Source organism: Acidocella sp. C78 (genome assembly GCF_907164655.1).
Map to the genome: position 1 here is coordinate 38,775 of NZ_CAJQZK010000068.1, position 14,385 is coordinate 53,159.

The following is a 14,385-nucleotide window of genomic DNA, read 5'->3' on the forward strand; positions in this document are numbered from 1 at the left end:
GCCTTGCGCCTGCGTGCTCTAATCGGGCAGGTCGAGATCGCCGTCGATGATATGGGTGTTGCCACAGACGAACCCGCCCTCCGGCGTCATCGCCGGCGTGCCGGGCGCATAGCTCGCCTGCCCGGCGCCGAACGGGGCCGGATTGTCGATCGTCTGCGGCGCCGGGCTGAACCCCGCCTCGCACTGGCGCGACAGGGTAGTGACCGAAAGCCCGGTCGCCGCGAGAAAGACGCGGTTGAACGCGTAGCCGTCGCGGAACTCCGCGCCGCTCGCGCCCGGCCCCGCGAAACTGCCGGTATTGGCCATCATCACCGCATAGATCGACGACGCGCCATAACGCCGTTCCACGATCATCCGCCCGTCGGTGAACGGCGCCGCACTCACCGGCCCGTCCGGCCCGGCGATCCCGTCGGCGCCGCAGGCATAGGCGGGAAACGCCCAGTCGCCGGCCGCGCCCCCCGCCGGCATCTGGCAGAACGCCTTGCCGGTGCCGCCCGATTGCGGCGCCACCGCCACCGGGGCGATGCTCAGCGCGATGGCGTTGCCGGTCAGCCCGCTCAGCTCCGCGCCGGACCACAGCGTCGCGAACGCGATCACCACCGCGGCGAGAACGCTCAGCGGGTCCGGCGTCGCCCCCAGCCGGCGCGTCACTTCCCGCCGAACCGCCACCAGCGCGCCCATGGCCCGCCACGACATCAGATTGGGATTGCCGATGCTCATCCGCTCGTCAGGCTGTGCGACCTCGTAACTCATTGCTTAAAATTAACACCAGATTTATCTAAACAACAACTAAAAATATCAATTAATCAAAAAATTCGCCTTAACCGTGTGCGGTTAAGGCGTTGCTTCATGATCCCGGCTTAAAGTACTGACAGCGGCTTGTTTCCCCACCGCCTCCCGATCGGCATAAGCCTCAACGCAGGTAACGATCGGCATGAGCCGCCCCGAGCCCGACCGCCTCGTAATGCCGCCGCGCCGCCGCCAGCTTGGTGAACACGTCCTCATAGCCGAGCGCCTTGCCGTAGGGATCGACATAGGTATAGCCGCCGGTGACGTGGAACAGCGTCGCCATCTCGTCCACCCCGTCGGGCACCACGAGCGTATGCGTCTCGCCCGGCGGCTCGAAGGCGTAGTCGCCGGCATTGGCGACCCAGTCATGCTCCAGATACCGCCAGGTGCCGCGCAGGGTGAAGGCATGCACCGGCCCGCTATGCCGATGCCGCGACAGCACGCCCGCCGCCCGCACCCGCAGGATATTGATGTAATAGCCCTGGCTCACGCACAGGATCAGCGGCCGGAACGACACATCCGCCGTCTGCGGCACCCATTCGCGCGGATCGCCGCCATCGAGATCGATCCCGCCGCCCACGAAAATATCCGCCAGCATCCCGCCCGGCTGCGGCAGCTGATACGCCACCTTGCTCATATCCGGCACGGCGCCGGCCTCGTTCACATCCATTGTTGCTCCTCCCGCGCGGCCCGCGCCGCGTCACGCCCCGACTGTACCCCAATTCCCCCGCCCCGCCACCGCCCCCGCGCGTCAGCCGGAAAGCAACAGGGCAGGGGAGTCTCCCGCCTCATCGGCCTCCGCCAGCGGCGCCGCGCCCGAAGCCGCCAGAAACGCCGCGATCCGGTCGAACTCCGCCGGTGGTCTTGTCCCGTCCCCCGCATCGCCGGGCGGAACAAAAATCACCGTCTCAAACCGCGCCCGGGAGAGCAGGACCCGATAGGTATTCACCTGCCACGAAGCGGCCTCCTTGTGGCGGATCTCCTCCCACCGCGTGCCGCGAAAGCGCCGCGCGCGGCACGTTGTCGCGCAGGAAGCCGAGCAGCGGCTGAATCGCGCTGTCCAGCCGGTGGTTCGCCGCCCGCAGCGACACGCCGGGCCCCTTCGCATCCCGCGCCAGCGCCTCGCGCAATACATGCACGAGCGGCAGGTTGCCGGTCAGGAACGCCGCAGGTGCGGCGCTGCGGAACACCGTGTTCAGCCCGCACAGAGCATCATCCGATCAGATGGAGTCATCTGATCGGATAAAGATGCTCTGTTTATCAATATCATAGAGCACTACATCCGATCCGGATGGATCGGAAAGTGCTCTAGCGTCTTGCCCGCGCCCGGAATCCCGGTGACGAACACCACAACCCGCTCGCCCGCCGCCAGGGCCCGGTCGACCGCGCGGCCGATCGCCTCGGTCGTCCGCGTCAGGTTGCTCACATCCGCCCGCGCCGCCGCGATCTCCTCCACCCCGTGCCGCCGATACAGCATCGTCGCCGCCTCGACGATCGTCGGCACCGGCCGATACGCCCCCGCCTCCCAGGCCGCCGCGTCGATCGCCGCCGCCGGCGCCGGCAGCATCGCCTCGGTCGCCGCGATCAGCCCGCCGAGCGATGCTTCATTCGCTTCCATCACCGGCATGATCGGCTGCGCCAGCAGTGGCGGGGTCGCCGCGCGCGCCGGCGCATCCGGGGCGACCAGCACCGGCACGATCGGATGGCGCCGGCTTTCCGCATGAAAATCGAACAGGTCGAGCGCGTAATCCTCGACCTGCAACCGGTCGGCATTGGCGAACCGCGCCGCCCCGATCTTGAATTCGAGCACGAAAATCCCGCGCTCTCCCAGCACGACGGCATCGATCCGCCGCCCCAGCCGGATCAGCGGATATTCCAGCAGCACCCGCCAGCCCGGGCACCCGGCCAGTGCTGCGGTCAGGATCGGCAGCTGCGCCCGCCAGGCGCGGATCTGCTCCTCATGGTTGAGCGTATGGGTCTCGACCAGCCTTCGGGCGAGGGCGCCGATCACCGCCTCCTGCGCCGCCGCGGCGAGTTCCCCCGCCGTGCCGGACCACCACGCCCTCACGGCGCTTTCACGCCGCCGTCACGGCCATTTGACCTCGGGCGGCATGCTCATCAGGATCGCCTCGGTATTGCCGCCGGTCTTCAGCCCGAACGTCGTGCCGCGGTCATAGAGCAGGTTGAACTCGACATACCGCCCCCGCCGCACCAGCTGCGCCTCGCGCTCCTCCGGCGTCCACGCCTCGTCCATCCGCCGCCGCACGATCGCCGGATAGGTTTCGAGAAACGCGAGGCCGACATCGCGGGTAAACGCGAAATGCCGCTTCGGCTCGGTCTCCAGATAATCGTAGAAAATCCCCCCCGCACCCCGCGTCTCGCCGCGATGCGGCAGAAAGAAATACTCGTCGCACCATTTGCTGAAGCGCGGGTAATAGTCGGGGTCATACCTGTCGCACGCCGCCCGGAACCCGGCATGGAACAGCGCCGCGTCCTCGGCCGCCGCCGCCGTCCCCGGCTGCAACGGCGTCAGGTCGCCGCCGCCGCCGAACCATCCCTTCGTCGTCACGATCATGCGCGTGTTCATGTGCGCCGCCGGCACCCGCGGCGAGTGCATGTGCGCGACCAGGCTGATCCCCGCCGCCCAGAAGCGCGGGTCCTCCGCCGCGCCGGGAATGTTCTTCGCGAATTCCGGGCTGAACGCGCCGCCCACCACCGAGATGTTCACCCCCACCTTCTCGAACACCCGGCCGCGCATCAGGCTCATCTCGCCGCCGCCCTCCAGCCGGTTCTGCCCGTCCGGCGAGCGCGTCCACGGCGTGCGGACGAAGCGGCCCGGCGCGCGGTCCGCCAGCATCCCGCCATGCGCGTCCTCGATCGCCTCGAACGCGGCGCAGATCCGGTCGCGCAGCGTGCGGAACCAGTCGCTCGCCGCCGGCTTCAGCGCCTCGTGCGCGGGCGGCGGGGCAGGGGGGGCGGGGCGGATGGCGCATGCATATCTGTCATGCCCGTCATATTACATCATCGCCGCTTCCCTTCCAGCGCGCCCGCGCGCCGTTACGGGATTGAATTTTCCACGGTTTGCCGCCATCCAAAGGCGACAGCTCGAAGGGAGACAATTCATGGCTGCGGTTGCCGCATCCGGCGCGTCCGGCGCCGGGGAACACAATGACGGTCGGCAGGATTTCGCCCGGATCCTGTTTGCGACCATTTCGCTGATGGGCCTCGCGGTGCTGCTGTGGTGCTTCGCCTCTTCCCTCGCGCCCTCCCGCGCCGCCGAGGCGCCGGGCGCCGCCCCGCTGCCCCACGCCATGATGAACGGGTTGCGCTGACCATGAGCGCGAACCCCCAACAGGGCTGGCTCGAAACCCGCCTGCCGCTCTGCGCCGCCTATCGCCGCCACTGGAGCGAGGCGCTGGTCCCCGCCGGCCTGCCGCTGTCCTGGTCGGTCGGCCCGCTGGTCGGCGTCGCCCTCGCGGTGCTGACGCTCTCGGGCATCTGGCTCGGCCTCGCCTATCAGCCGAGCCTGTCCGGCGCGGCGCTGTCGATCGCCGACTACACCCGCAACGTCCCCTATGGCTGGCTGATCCGCGACCTGCACCGCGTCGGCACCACCATGCTGTTCGGCGTGCTGTTCGTCGAGCTGTTCCGCGGCGCCTTCTACGGCACCTACCGCAACGGCCGCGAACTGGCCTGGATCGTCGAGATCCTCCGCCTCTTCGCCTGCATGGCGGTCGGCTTTCTCGGCTTCGCGATGACCGGCGGCCCCGCCGCCCAGGGCGCGCTGCTGGCGATGGACGCGCATCTCGCCGCCATCCCGCTCTTCGGTCACCTGCTCGGCCCGGCCTTTCTCGGCGGCGCCGGGCTCAATGCCGCCACCGCCCCGCGAGTCGCGATGGCGCATGAGGCGATCGGCTTTCTCGTGCTGCTGATCGCGGCGCTCACGGTCGTCGCCTCCCACGCCGCGCCGCAAGCCCATCCCGATGGCCTTACCACCCCCGATCCGCGAACGATGACGCCGCGCCAGGCTCAGGCCGGGCGCTATTTCACCGCCTTCCTGATCTTCGCGCTCGTCTTCGCCGTCATCCTCGCCTTCGATCCCGGCCTCGGCACGCCGAAAACCCCGGTCCTGCCGGCGGCTCTGGCCATTCCGGTGCGGGTGACGCCGCCGTGGTATCTGCTGGTCTTCCACGGCTTCGCCCGCGTCGCCGGCACCCCCGGCGGCGGCGCGCTGCTCACCGTGGTCGCCTTCCTGCTGCTCGGCGCGCTGCCCTGGCTCGATCGCGGCGCGGTGGCGAGCTGCCGCCGCCGCCCGGTCTATGCCGGCTTCCTGGTCCTCCTCGCGGTCGATCTCGTGCTGCTCGGCATCGCCGCCGGCGCGCCCGGCGGGCTGTGGGCGACCGTCGCCGAACTCGCCACGACCTACGCCTTCGCCCATTTCCTCATCATCACGCCGCTGGTCACCATGCTGGAAACCCCGCGCGACCCGGCGGCGTCCCCTTCGCGGAGGATCGTCTGATGCGCCGCCTGCTCGCCCTTTGTCTCACCGCCGGCGCGCTGCTGGCCGCCGGCCCGGCGCTGGCGAAGGGGCCCGGCTTCGGTTTCCTCTCGCCCTTCGGCGGCTATGACAACGCGACGCTGCAAGCCGGTTTCGCGGTCTACCGCGCCGATTGCGCGAGCTGCCACGGGCTCAACCTCGTGCACTACCGCGACCTCGCCGGCATCGGCCTGTCCGAAAAGGACATCGCGGCGATCACCGCGCAAATCAGCCAGCCGGACGGCGTCGGCGCCAACGGCAAGCCGCGACTGGTCAAGGCCACGCCGGATGCCGTCATGACCTGGTCCTACGCCGGTGATGCGGCCGCGAAAGCCGCCAATCACGGCGCCCTGCCGCCCGATCTCTCGCTCTTCGAGTCCGGCCGCGCCAACGGCGCCGCCTATGTCCAGGCGCTGCTGCTCGGCTACCGCGCCGCCCCGCCGAACCTCACGCTGCTGCCCGATCATCATTACAACGTCGCCTTCCCCGGCGGGCAGATCGCGATGGCCCCGGCGCTGAAGCCCGGCTCGGTGACGCTGGCTGACGGCAAGCAGCCGGACGCGGCGCAGATGGCGCACGACGTCGCCGCCTTCCTCGCCTGGACCGCCGATCCCCATCGCGACGACCGCAAGATCGACGGCATCGCCGCCATCCTGTTCCTGCTCGTGCTCGGCCTGGTCGGCGCCGTCGCCTTCGGCCGGAGGCGCGCATGAGCGGCGCCGAACCCCGCCGCCCGGTCATCGGCGTCATCGGCGGCTCGGGCCTCTACGATATCGAGGGGATCGAGGACAAGCGCTGGGAGCGTGTCGCCACACCCTGGGGCGAGGCGTCGGACGAGCTGATGTTCGGCACGCTCGAAGGCGTTTCGGTCGTCTTCCTGCCCCGCCACGGCCGCGGTCACAAGCTCTCGCCGACCGACCTGAATTACCGCGCGAATATCGACGCGCTGAAACGCGCCGGCGTGACCGACATCCTCTCGATGTCCGCCGTCGGCAGCCTGCGCGAGGATCTGCCGCCCGGCCATTTCGTCATCGTCGACCAGTTCATCGACCGCACCTTCGCCCGCGCGAAGAGCTTCTTCGGCGCCGGCTGCGTCACCCATGTCTCGATGGCCGAGCCGGTCTGCGCCCGGCTGGGCGACGCGCTGGAACACTCCGCCCGCGCGCTCGACCTGCCGGTCACCCGCGGCGGCACCTATCTCGCGATGGAAGGCCCGCAATTCTCCACACGGGCGGAAAGCCATCTCTACCGCGCCTGGGGCTGCTCGGTGATCGGCATGACCAACATGCCCGAGGCCAAGCTCGCCCGCGAGGCCGAGCTTTGCTACGCCACCGTCGCCATGGTCACCGACTATGATTGCTGGCACGAGGATCACGAGGCGGTCACGGTCGAGCAGGTGGTCAAGGTGCTGCTCGGCAATGCCGACCGCGCCCGCGCCCTGGTCCGCGCCGTCGTCCCCGGCCTCGGTGCGCCGCGCCCCGCCTGCACCGCCGGGTGCGATCACGCGCTCGACCACGCGATCATCACCGCCCCCGCCGCGCGCGACCCCGATCTTGTCGCCCGGCTCGACGCCGTCGCCGGCCGCGTCCTCGGCTGATCCCCCCGCGCGGAAATTAACCCGCGCGGCAGGCCCGCGCGGGTGCCCTTTGCGCCGCGCCGCATCCCGCCCTATGTGTCGGCCAGCGCCGCCGGCCCGCCCGCGCGGCCACGTCTCACGCCATCAGCGACGGAGGACCACCAGCATGGCTCTGCAACTCGGCCAGATCGCGCCGGATTTCGAACAGGACAGCTCCGAGGGGCGCCTGAAGTTCCACGACTATCTCGGCTCGTCCTGGGGCATCCTGTTCAGCCACCCGAAGGATTTCACCCCGGTCTGCACCACCGAGCTGGCCGAGGCGGCGCGGCTGATGCCGGAATGGACGAAGCGCAACGTCAAGCCGGTCGGCCTCTCGGTCGACACCGGCGAGAACCACAAGGGCTGGGCCGCCGATATCGAGGAAACCCAGGGCCAGAAGCTCAACTTCCCGGTCATCGCCGATCATGACCGCAAGGTCTCCACCCTCTACGACATGATCCACCCCGCGGCCGACCCCACCGTCACGGTCCGCTCGGTCTTCATCATCGACCCGCAGAAGAAGATCCGCCTGATCATGACCTACCCGCCGGCGACGGGCCGCAACTTCGCGGAAATCCTCCGCGTGATCGACGCCCTCCAGCTGACCGACGGCTACAAGGTCGCCACCCCGGTGAACTGGACCGACGGGCAGGACGTCATCATCGTCCCCTCGCTTTCCGACGACGAGGCGAAGCAGCGCTTCCCCGAGGGCTTCCGCACGCTCAAGCCCTATCTGCGGATGGTGAAGCAGCCGAAACTCCCCTCGGCGAGCTGATCCCGCCACTGTCATGAAAGCTTCATGCGGCTGTCACAATGGTTGCATGATAGTCCGCTATCGCGAAACGGTGATTTCGCCGGAACGTCCCGCGGCCTGCAAGGGCCGCGGGCGCCGTTTTCAGGAACAGGTCATTTCGAGATGCCCGACGCAACCGCAAACGTGAAATCCGAGCCGGCGGCGGCGCTGGCCGAGCCGCGCGTGTCCATCCGCAACCTCGATTTCTTCTACGGCGCGACTCGCGCCCTCAAATCCGTCTCGATCGACTTCCCCGACCGCCAGACGATGGCGATGATCGGCCCCTCCGGCTGCGGCAAATCCACCCTGCTGCGCGTCATCAACCGGATGTACGACCTCTATCCCGGCCAGCGCGCCGAGGGCGAGGTGATCCTCGACGGCGAGAACATCCTCGCCCCCGGCACCGACATCAACCGCCTGCGCCGCCGCGTCGGCATGGTGTTCCAGAAACCCACGCCCTTCCCGAAATCGATCTACGAGAACATCGCCTTCGGCGTGCGCCTGCACGAGCGCCTCTCCCGCGCCGCGATGGACGAGCGGGTCGAATCCGCCCTGCACAAGGCGGCGCTGTGGAGCGAGGTGAAGGACAAGCTGCACGCCTCCGCCAGCGCGCTCTCCGGCGGCCAGCAGCAGCGCCTGTGCATCGCCCGCAGCATCGCCGTCCGCCCGCAGGTCCTCCTGCTCGACGAACCCACCTCCGCGCTCGACCCGATCTCGACGCTGCGGATCGAGGAGCTGATCGCCGAGCTGAAGCAGGATTTCACCATCGTCATCGTCACCCACAACATGCAGCAGGCCGGCCGCTGTGCGGATCGCGTCGCCTTCTTCTATCTCGGCGAGCTGGTCGAGGTCGCCGACGCGACGCAGATGTTCACCGCCCCGCGCGAGAAGCGCACGCAGGAATACATCACCGGCCGGTTCGGCTGAGGAGGTCTCGATGCCCGAAGACAGCAAGCACATCCTGAGCAGTTTCGAGGCCGACCTCGCCCGCCTGCGCGACATGATCGCCGCGATGGGCGGCCTCGTCGAAACCGAGCTGGCCGACGCCATCACCGCGCTCCTCACCCATGACAGCGCGATCGCCGCAAGCGTCGTCGAGATGGACGCGAAGGTCGATGCCGATGAACGCGCGATCGAGCAGTTCGCCGTCCGCGTCCTCGCCCTCCGCCAGCCCGTCGCCGACGATCTCCGCCAGGTCGTCGCCGCGCTGAAGGTCACGACCGACATCGAGCGCATCGGCGACTACGCGGCGAATGTCGCCAAGCGCACCCTCGTGCTCAACCAGTCCGGCACCACCTGGCCGCTCGCCAGCCTCTCGCAGATGTCCCGCCTCGTGCAGGAAAGCCTCAAATCCACGATCGATGCGATCAGCGAGGCCGATCCGGTGAAGGCGATCTCGGTCTGGCGCGCCGACCAGATGATCGACGATCTCTACACCACCATCTTCCGCGAGCTGATCACCTACATGATGGAAGATCCGCGCAACATCACCGCCTGCACGCATCTTCTCTTCATCGCCAAGAATCTCGAGCGCATCGGCGACCACGCGACCAACATCGCCGAGCTGACCTATTACGCCGCCACCGGCCAGACCCTGCCCGATGCCCGGCCCAAGGGCGATCTGTCGGCGAGCCCCGCGCCTGGCGCCGCCCCCTGAGGAGAGACAGCGAAATGAGCGAGACGGCGAAGCCGTATGTGCTGGTGGTCGAGGACGAGGCCCCGCTGGTCACCCTGCTGCGCTACAATCTCGAAAAATCCGGCTTCCGGGTCGATGAGGCCGGCGATGGCGGCGAGGCGCTCGCCCGCATCAACGAGGCGATGCCCGACATCGTCCTGCTCGACTGGATGCTGCCCACCATGTCCGGCATCGAGGTCTGCCGCCAGCTCCGCCGCAAGCCCTCCACCCGCCATCTGCCGGTGATCATGATCACCGCCCGCGCCGAGGATCAGGACACCGTCCGCGGCCTCGAAACCGGAGCGGACGACTACATCACCAAGCCCTTCTCGCCCGAGGCGCTGATCGCCCGCATCCGCGCCCTGCTGCGCCGCAGCGGCACCGTCCCGGCCAAGTCCCCGCTGGTCTTCCACGATCTCGAGCTGGACCCCGCGACCCACCGCGTCACCCGCGGCGGCCGCCTGCTGCATCTCGGCCCCACCGAATTCCGCCTGCTCGAATTCTTCATGCGCCACCCCCGCCGCGTCTTCTCGCGCGAGGACGTGCTGAACGCCGTCTGGGGGCGGGACATCCATGTCGAGCCCCGCACGGTCGATGTCCATATCCGCCGCCTGCGCAAATCCATCAACACCGCGACCGACATCGATCTCGTCCGCACCGTCCGCGCCGCCGGATACGCGCTCGATCTCGATCCGGTCGAGGCCTAAGGGCCTCGCCCTTTTTTTCCTTGGGCCTAAGGGCCTCGCCCTTTTTCTCCTTGGGCCTAAGGGCCTCGCCCTTTTTCTCCTTGGGCCTAAGGGCCTCGCTCTTTTCTCCTTGGGCCTGACCTGCCATCCCTTCGCCCGCGTCCACCCTGAGGCCGGCCCGGCGCCCTTCCCGATCCCGCCGGATCGGATATTGTGCGCGGCCTTCCGATGCCCGGCCCCACCCCGACAGGACACGATGATGGACCACGCCAACGCCACCTTCCTCACCGCGGCCGATCTCACCCTCGCCGCCCTCGCCTTCGTCTCGGGCAGCGCGGACATCTTCGCCTTCCTGAAATTCCATGACGTCTTCACCTCGGCGATGACCGGCAATACCGCCCTGCTCGGCCTCGCCCTCGGCCAGGGGCACATCCTCGCCGCCCAGCGCTCGCTCGCCGCCCCTGTTCGGCTTCTGCTGCGGCAGCATCGCCGGCACCATCGCCAACGAGGCCGCCGCCCGCCACAACCGCGCCCGCCGCCTCCGCCTGCTGATCGGCGCCGAGGCCACCTGCCTCGCTTTGGTGCTGGTCCTCTGGGCCATCACCCGCCACCCGGTCTATGGCCCGCTGCTCTATGTCATGATCCTCACCGGCGCCTTCGCCATGGGCCTGCAAAGCATCGCGGCGCGGGAAATCAACATCCCCGGCATCAACACCGTCGTCGTCACCAACACCCTCACTTTGGTGATGAGCCGCGGTCGGCGGCCGCGCTGCGCCGCTCGCTGCGGCAGGGCAGGGCGGATGTCTCGCCCTTCACCCCGGTCGTGCTGCGCCAGTCCGGCATGCTCGGCATCTATCTCGCGGCGCCGCCCTCTCCGGCCTGCTCGCCGAAACCCTGCCCTCCCTCATCGCCATCCGGCCCTCGCCGCCGTGCTCCTCGCCCTCGTCACCGCCAGAAGCTTCCCGCGACAAGCCGCGCCAGAGCATCATCCGATCAGATGGAATCATCTGATCGGATAAAGATGCTCTGTTTCTCAATGTGATGCTCTAGATTTTACCGGTCACTCCCGGATCAGCCTGAAGAAATACGGCTGCTCCATGCCCTTGAAGTCCATCCACCCCATCACCCGGTCGTCGTCGATCCGGGCGAACACGTCGTTGATCGGCTTCGCGTCGTAAAGCATCGCCGCGTGCAGCCGGCCGCGGAACAGAATGCTGCGCAGCCGCGCCCGGTGCCGCCGTGTCGCGAGCAACGGCCCGGCCAGCGGAAACACCGCCCGCAGGATCGCGTCGCGGAACGGCATCGCCGTCGTCGCCCGGATCGCCAGCAGCGCCGGGTTCACGCAATAGAGCCCGCCGCCGAGGCCGCGATGCACCAGCGGATGCACCGCATCCGGCCCGTCGAACTTCTTCCCGTGCCAGCGCGTCGCCTCCAGCATCCCGTCCATCGCGTGCCCGGTGCGTATGCCCTCGCCCCGCCAGCGCCCGGTCATCATCTCCGCCGGCGCCGGTTCCAGCCGGTCGAACAGCGCCACCGCCGCCGCCGTGGTCATCTCCGTCGCCGTGGCGGCGGTCGCCGCCGCCGCCTCCCTCTCCGTCAGCTGCGTCATCGTCCACCCTCCCTGTGAGCGCCCTCCGATCCATCCGGATCGGACATTGTGCTCCATGATATTGATCGATGGCGCATCTTCACCCGATCAGATGGAGCCATCCGAGCGGATGACGCTCTGAAGCCGCACCGTTGATTGCCGTCACTCTCGCCAGTTTCGAAAGACTTTTCCAGTTATTTGAACGCGACGTTTCGATGACGCCCCTCTCGCCACCCGCCACCCGCCACCCGCCACCCGCCACCGGCGCGAAACGCCTTGCCCACCCCGGATGTTTGTGGTTCAAACATCACCATGACTGAAAATGACGAAATCGCCCGCCGTCTGGCCCGCATCCTCGCCGGGCTGACCGCGCTTGTCGCCGCAACCGGCCTTGCCGCCGGGCTCGCCGGGCCGTTTCTCGTCGGCATCGCCCGCCGCCTGTCCGCCTCGGCGCCCGCTTCGCCGCCGCCGCCCGCGCCCCGGCCAGACCGTCCCGTCCCGCCGCGCCTGCGGCAAACAGAAGTCCCGCCGCGTATGCGGCGAGCGCGGCTTACGCCCAGCCTGCGGCGAGCGCGGCTTACGCCCAGCCTGCGGCAAGCGCGGCTTACGCCCTGCCTGCGGCGAGCGCGGCTTACGCCCAGCCTGCGGCGAGCGCGGCTTACGCCCAGCCTGCGGCAAGCGCGGCTTACGCCCTGCCTGCGGCGAGCGCGGCGGCAAGGCCGGTTGCGGCGACAAGCGCGGTCAGCCCGGCGAGGATGCGGGCCAGACGGCGGGCGATTTCGTCATTTTCAGTCATGGTGATGTTTGAACCACAAACATCCGGGGGTGGGCAAGGCGTTTCGCGCCGGTGGCGGGTGGCGGGTGGCGGGTGGCGGGTGGCGAGAGGGGCGTCATCGAAACGTCGCGTTCAAATAACTGGAAAAGTCTTTCGAAACTGGCGAGAGTGACGGCAATCAACGGTGCGGCTTCAGAGCGTCATCCGCTCGGATGGCTCCATCTGATCGGGTGAAGATGCGCCATCGATCAATATCATGGAGCACAATGTCCGATCCGGATGGATCGGAGGGCGCTCACAGGGAGGGTGGACGATGACGCAGCTGACGGAGAGGGAGGCGGCGGCGGCGACCGCCGCCACGCGACGGAGATGACCACGGCGGCGGCGGTGGCGCTGTTCGACCGGCTGGAACCGGCGCCGGCGGAGATGATGACCGGGCGCTGGCGGGCGAGGGCATACGCACCGGGCACGCGATGGACGGGATGCTGGAGGCGACGCGCTGGCACGGGAAGAAGTTCGACGGGCCGGATGCGGTGCATCCGCTGGTGCATCGCGGCCTCGGCGGCGGGCTCTATTGCGTGAACCCGGCGCTGCTGGCGATCCGGGCGACGACGGCGATGCCGTTCCGCGACGCGATCCTGCGGGCGGTGTTTCCGCTGGCCGGGCCGTTGCTCGCGACACGGCGGCACCGGGCGCGGCTGCGCAGCATTCTGTTCCGCGGCCGGCTGCACGCGGCGATGCTTTACGACGCGAAGCCGATCAACGACGTGTTCGCCCGGATCGACGACGACCGGGTGATGGGGTGGATGGACTTCAAGGGCATGGAGCAGCCGTATTTCTTCAGGCTGATCCGGGAGTGACCGGTAAAATCTAGAGCATCACATTGAGAAACAGAGCATCTTTATCCGATCAGATGATTCCATCTGATCGGATGATGCTCTGGCGCGGCTTGTCGCGGAAGCTTCTGGCGGTGACGAGGGCGAGGAGCACGGCGGCGAGGGCCGGGATGGCGATGAGGGAGGGCAGGGTTTCGGCGAGCAGGCCGGAGAGGGCGGCGCCGCCGAGATAGATGCCGAGCATGCCGGACTGGCGCAGCACGACCGGGGTGAAGGGCGAGACATCCGCCCTGCCCTGCCGCAGCGAGCGGCGCAGCGCGGCGCCGACCGCGCTCATCACCAAAGTGAGGGTGTTGGTGACGACGACGGTGTTGATGCCGGGGATGTTGATTTCCCGCGCCGCGATGCTTTGCAGGCCATGGCGAAGGCGCCGGTGAGGATCATGACATAGAGCAGCGGGCCATAGACCGGGTGGCGGGTGATGGCCCAGAGGACCAGCACCAAAGCGAGGCAGGTGGCCTCGGCGCCGATCAGCAGGCGGAGGCGGCGGGCGCGGTTGTGGCGGGCGGCGGCCTCGTTGGCGATGGTGCCGGCGATGCTGCCGCAGCAGAAGCCGAACAGGGCGGCGAGCGAGCGCTGGGCGGCGAGGATGTGCCCCTGGCCGAGGGCGAGGCCGAGCAGGGCGGTATTGCCGGTCATCGCCGAGGTGAAGACGTCATGGAATTTCAGGAAGGCGAAGATGTCCGCGCTGCCCGAGACGAAGGCGAGGGCGGCGAGGGTGAGATCGGCCGCGGTGAGGAAGGTGGCGTTGGCGTGGTCCATCATCGTGTCCTGTCGGGTGGGGCCGGGCATCGGAAGGCCGCGCACAATATCCGATCCGGCGGGATCGGGAAGGGCGCCGGGCCGGCCTCAGGGTGGACGCGGGCGAAGGGATGGCAGGTCAGGCCCAAGGAGAAAAGAGCGAGGCCCTTAGGCCCAAGGAGAAAAAGGGCGAGGCCCTTAGGCCCAAGGAGAAAAGGGCGAGGCCCTTAGGCCCAAGGAAAAAAAGGGCGAGGCCCTTAGGCCTCGACCGGATCGAGATCGAGCGCGTA

Annotated in this window: 16 protein-coding genes and 3 pseudogenes; 11 read left to right on the forward strand and 8 right to left on the reverse strand. The window is 68.6% G+C overall.

Features of this window, described 5'->3' with window-relative positions:
- Nucleotides 1-18: 18 nt before the first annotated feature.
- From ACIDOCELLA78_RS92830 to hemF, 6 genes are all read right to left on the reverse strand, one after another.
- Nucleotides 19-753 (reverse strand): hypothetical protein, encoded by a 735-nt coding sequence (locus ACIDOCELLA78_RS92830; RefSeq protein ID WP_249676341.1) that lies wholly within the window; start codon nucleotides 751-753, stop codon nucleotides 19-21.
- A 160-nt stretch (nucleotides 754-913) separates the two neighbouring features.
- The gene (locus ACIDOCELLA78_RS92835) at nucleotides 914-1,459 is read right to left on the reverse strand and encodes a 2,4'-dihydroxyacetophenone dioxygenase family protein (protein ID WP_201729321.1); all 546 of its coding nucleotides are present in this window, start codon (nucleotides 1,457-1,459) and stop codon (nucleotides 914-916) included.
- A gap of 81 nt (nucleotides 1,460-1,540) precedes the next feature.
- A complete protein-coding gene (locus ACIDOCELLA78_RS92840; protein WP_374223261.1) occupies nucleotides 1,541-1,693 on the reverse strand; it encodes a hypothetical protein in 153 nt (50 codons plus the stop codon).
- A 4-nt stretch (nucleotides 1,694-1,697) separates the two neighbouring features.
- Nucleotides 1,698-1,979: a hypothetical protein gene (locus ACIDOCELLA78_RS92845; RefSeq protein WP_249676353.1), complete on the reverse strand. Its 282-nt coding sequence runs from the start codon at nucleotides 1,977-1,979 to the stop codon at nucleotides 1,698-1,700.
- Nucleotides 1,980-2,065: 86 nt separating this feature from the next.
- Nucleotides 2,066-2,857 (reverse strand): hypothetical protein, encoded by a 792-nt coding sequence (locus ACIDOCELLA78_RS92850; RefSeq protein ID WP_249676343.1) that lies wholly within the window; start codon nucleotides 2,855-2,857, stop codon nucleotides 2,066-2,068.
- Between the two features lie 18 nt (nucleotides 2,858-2,875).
- A complete protein-coding gene (gene hemF / locus ACIDOCELLA78_RS92855) occupies nucleotides 2,876-3,775 on the reverse strand; it encodes an oxygen-dependent coproporphyrinogen oxidase (RefSeq protein ID WP_201729334.1) in 900 nt (299 codons plus the stop codon).
- A 136-nt stretch (nucleotides 3,776-3,911) separates the two neighbouring features.
- Here hemF and ACIDOCELLA78_RS92860 point away from each other — a divergent pair, with 136 nt between their 5' ends.
- From ACIDOCELLA78_RS92860 to ACIDOCELLA78_RS92905, 10 genes and pseudogenes are all read left to right on the forward strand, one after another.
- Nucleotides 3,912-4,121, forward strand: a complete 210-nt coding sequence (locus ACIDOCELLA78_RS92860; protein WP_201729322.1) for a hypothetical protein — start codon at nucleotides 3,912-3,914, stop codon at nucleotides 4,119-4,121.
- 2 nt (nucleotides 4,122-4,123) lie between these two features.
- Nucleotides 4,124-5,308 carry a cytochrome b N-terminal domain-containing protein gene (locus ACIDOCELLA78_RS92865; RefSeq protein ID WP_201729323.1) on the forward strand — a complete coding sequence of 395 codons (1,185 nt, stop codon included), beginning with the start codon at nucleotides 4,124-4,126 and terminating at the stop codon, nucleotides 5,306-5,308.
- Nucleotides 5,308-6,039, forward strand: a complete 732-nt coding sequence (locus ACIDOCELLA78_RS92870) for a cytochrome c1 (RefSeq protein WP_201729324.1) — start codon at nucleotides 5,308-5,310, stop codon at nucleotides 6,037-6,039. The genes ACIDOCELLA78_RS92865 and ACIDOCELLA78_RS92870 overlap by 1 nt, the downstream gene beginning before the upstream one ends.
- Entirely contained in the window at nucleotides 6,036-6,923 is an 888-nt protein-coding gene (locus ACIDOCELLA78_RS92875; protein ID WP_201729325.1) for an S-methyl-5'-thioadenosine phosphorylase, read from the forward strand. Before ACIDOCELLA78_RS92870 ends, ACIDOCELLA78_RS92875 begins: the two co-directional genes overlap by 4 nt.
- 145 nt (nucleotides 6,924-7,068) lie before the next feature.
- On the forward strand, nucleotides 7,069-7,716 hold the full coding sequence (locus tag ACIDOCELLA78_RS92880; RefSeq protein WP_201729326.1) for a peroxiredoxin: 648 nt from the start codon (nucleotides 7,069-7,071) through the stop codon (nucleotides 7,714-7,716).
- Between the two features lie 141 nt (nucleotides 7,717-7,857).
- A complete protein-coding gene (gene pstB / locus ACIDOCELLA78_RS92885; protein WP_201729327.1) occupies nucleotides 7,858-8,661 on the forward strand; it encodes a phosphate ABC transporter ATP-binding protein PstB in 804 nt (267 codons plus the stop codon).
- 10 nt (nucleotides 8,662-8,671) lie between these two features.
- Nucleotides 8,672-9,391, forward strand: a complete 720-nt coding sequence (gene phoU / locus ACIDOCELLA78_RS92890; protein ID WP_201729328.1) for a phosphate signaling complex protein PhoU — start codon at nucleotides 8,672-8,674, stop codon at nucleotides 9,389-9,391.
- Between the two features lie 14 nt (nucleotides 9,392-9,405).
- On the forward strand, nucleotides 9,406-10,116 hold the full coding sequence (gene phoB, locus ACIDOCELLA78_RS92895; RefSeq protein ID WP_201729329.1) for a phosphate regulon transcriptional regulator PhoB: 711 nt from the start codon (nucleotides 9,406-9,408) through the stop codon (nucleotides 10,114-10,116).
- 238 nt (nucleotides 10,117-10,354) lie between these two features.
- Nucleotides 10,355-10,489: pseudogene (locus tag ACIDOCELLA78_RS92900) on the forward strand (DUF1275 family protein); the annotation flags it as partial.
- Nucleotides 10,490-10,592: 103 nt separating this feature from the next.
- Nucleotides 10,593-10,790, forward strand: a pseudogene (locus tag ACIDOCELLA78_RS92905) (DUF1275 domain-containing protein); the annotation flags it as partial.
- A 365-nt stretch (nucleotides 10,791-11,155) separates the two neighbouring features.
- Here ACIDOCELLA78_RS92905 and ACIDOCELLA78_RS92910 read toward each other — a convergent pair.
- Nucleotides 11,156-11,704, reverse strand: a complete 549-nt coding sequence (locus tag ACIDOCELLA78_RS92910; RefSeq protein WP_201729330.1) for a GXWXG domain-containing protein — start codon at nucleotides 11,702-11,704, stop codon at nucleotides 11,156-11,158.
- 1,209 nt (nucleotides 11,705-12,913) lie between these two features.
- Here ACIDOCELLA78_RS92910 and ACIDOCELLA78_RS92915 point away from each other — a divergent pair.
- Entirely contained in the window at nucleotides 12,914-13,318 is a 405-nt protein-coding gene (locus ACIDOCELLA78_RS92915; RefSeq protein WP_283770856.1) for a DUF4334 domain-containing protein, read from the forward strand.
- 49 nt (nucleotides 13,319-13,367) lie between these two features.
- Here ACIDOCELLA78_RS92915 and ACIDOCELLA78_RS92920 read toward each other — a convergent pair.
- Nucleotides 13,368-14,146: pseudogene (locus tag ACIDOCELLA78_RS92920) on the reverse strand (YoaK family protein).
- Between the last annotated feature and the right edge of the window lie 239 nt (nucleotides 14,147-14,385).

Excerpts from the sequence above, each read along its gene's own strand:
- phoU (WP_201729328.1), top strand. The coding sequence starts at position 8,672 with ATGCCCGAAGACAGCAAGCACATCCTGAGCAGTTTCGAGGCCGACCTC.
- ACIDOCELLA78_RS92860 (WP_201729322.1), top strand. The coding sequence starts at position 3,912 with ATGGCTGCGGTTGCCGCATCCGGCGCGTCCGGCGCCGGGGAACACAAT.
- ACIDOCELLA78_RS92870 (WP_201729324.1), top strand. The coding sequence starts at position 5,308 with ATGCGCCGCCTGCTCGCCCTTTGTCTCACCGCCGGCGCGCTGCTGGCC.
- ACIDOCELLA78_RS92880 (WP_201729326.1), top strand. The coding sequence starts at position 7,069 with ATGGCTCTGCAACTCGGCCAGATCGCGCCGGATTTCGAACAGGACAGC.
- ACIDOCELLA78_RS92830 (WP_249676341.1), bottom strand. The coding sequence starts at position 753 with ATGAGTTACGAGGTCGCACAGCCTGACGAGCGGATGAGCATCGGCAAT.
- ACIDOCELLA78_RS92865 (WP_201729323.1), top strand. The coding sequence starts at position 4,124 with ATGAGCGCGAACCCCCAACAGGGCTGGCTCGAAACCCGCCTGCCGCTC.
- ACIDOCELLA78_RS92835 (WP_201729321.1), bottom strand. The coding sequence starts at position 1,459 with ATGGATGTGAACGAGGCCGGCGCCGTGCCGGATATGAGCAAGGTGGCG.
- phoB (WP_201729329.1), top strand. The coding sequence starts at position 9,406 with ATGAGCGAGACGGCGAAGCCGTATGTGCTGGTGGTCGAGGACGAGGCC.
- ACIDOCELLA78_RS92910 (WP_201729330.1), bottom strand. The coding sequence starts at position 11,704 with ATGACGCAGCTGACGGAGAGGGAGGCGGCGGCGGCGACCGCCGCCACG.
- pstB (WP_201729327.1), top strand. The coding sequence starts at position 7,858 with ATGCCCGACGCAACCGCAAACGTGAAATCCGAGCCGGCGGCGGCGCTG.
- ACIDOCELLA78_RS92875 (WP_201729325.1), top strand. The coding sequence starts at position 6,036 with ATGAGCGGCGCCGAACCCCGCCGCCCGGTCATCGGCGTCATCGGCGGC.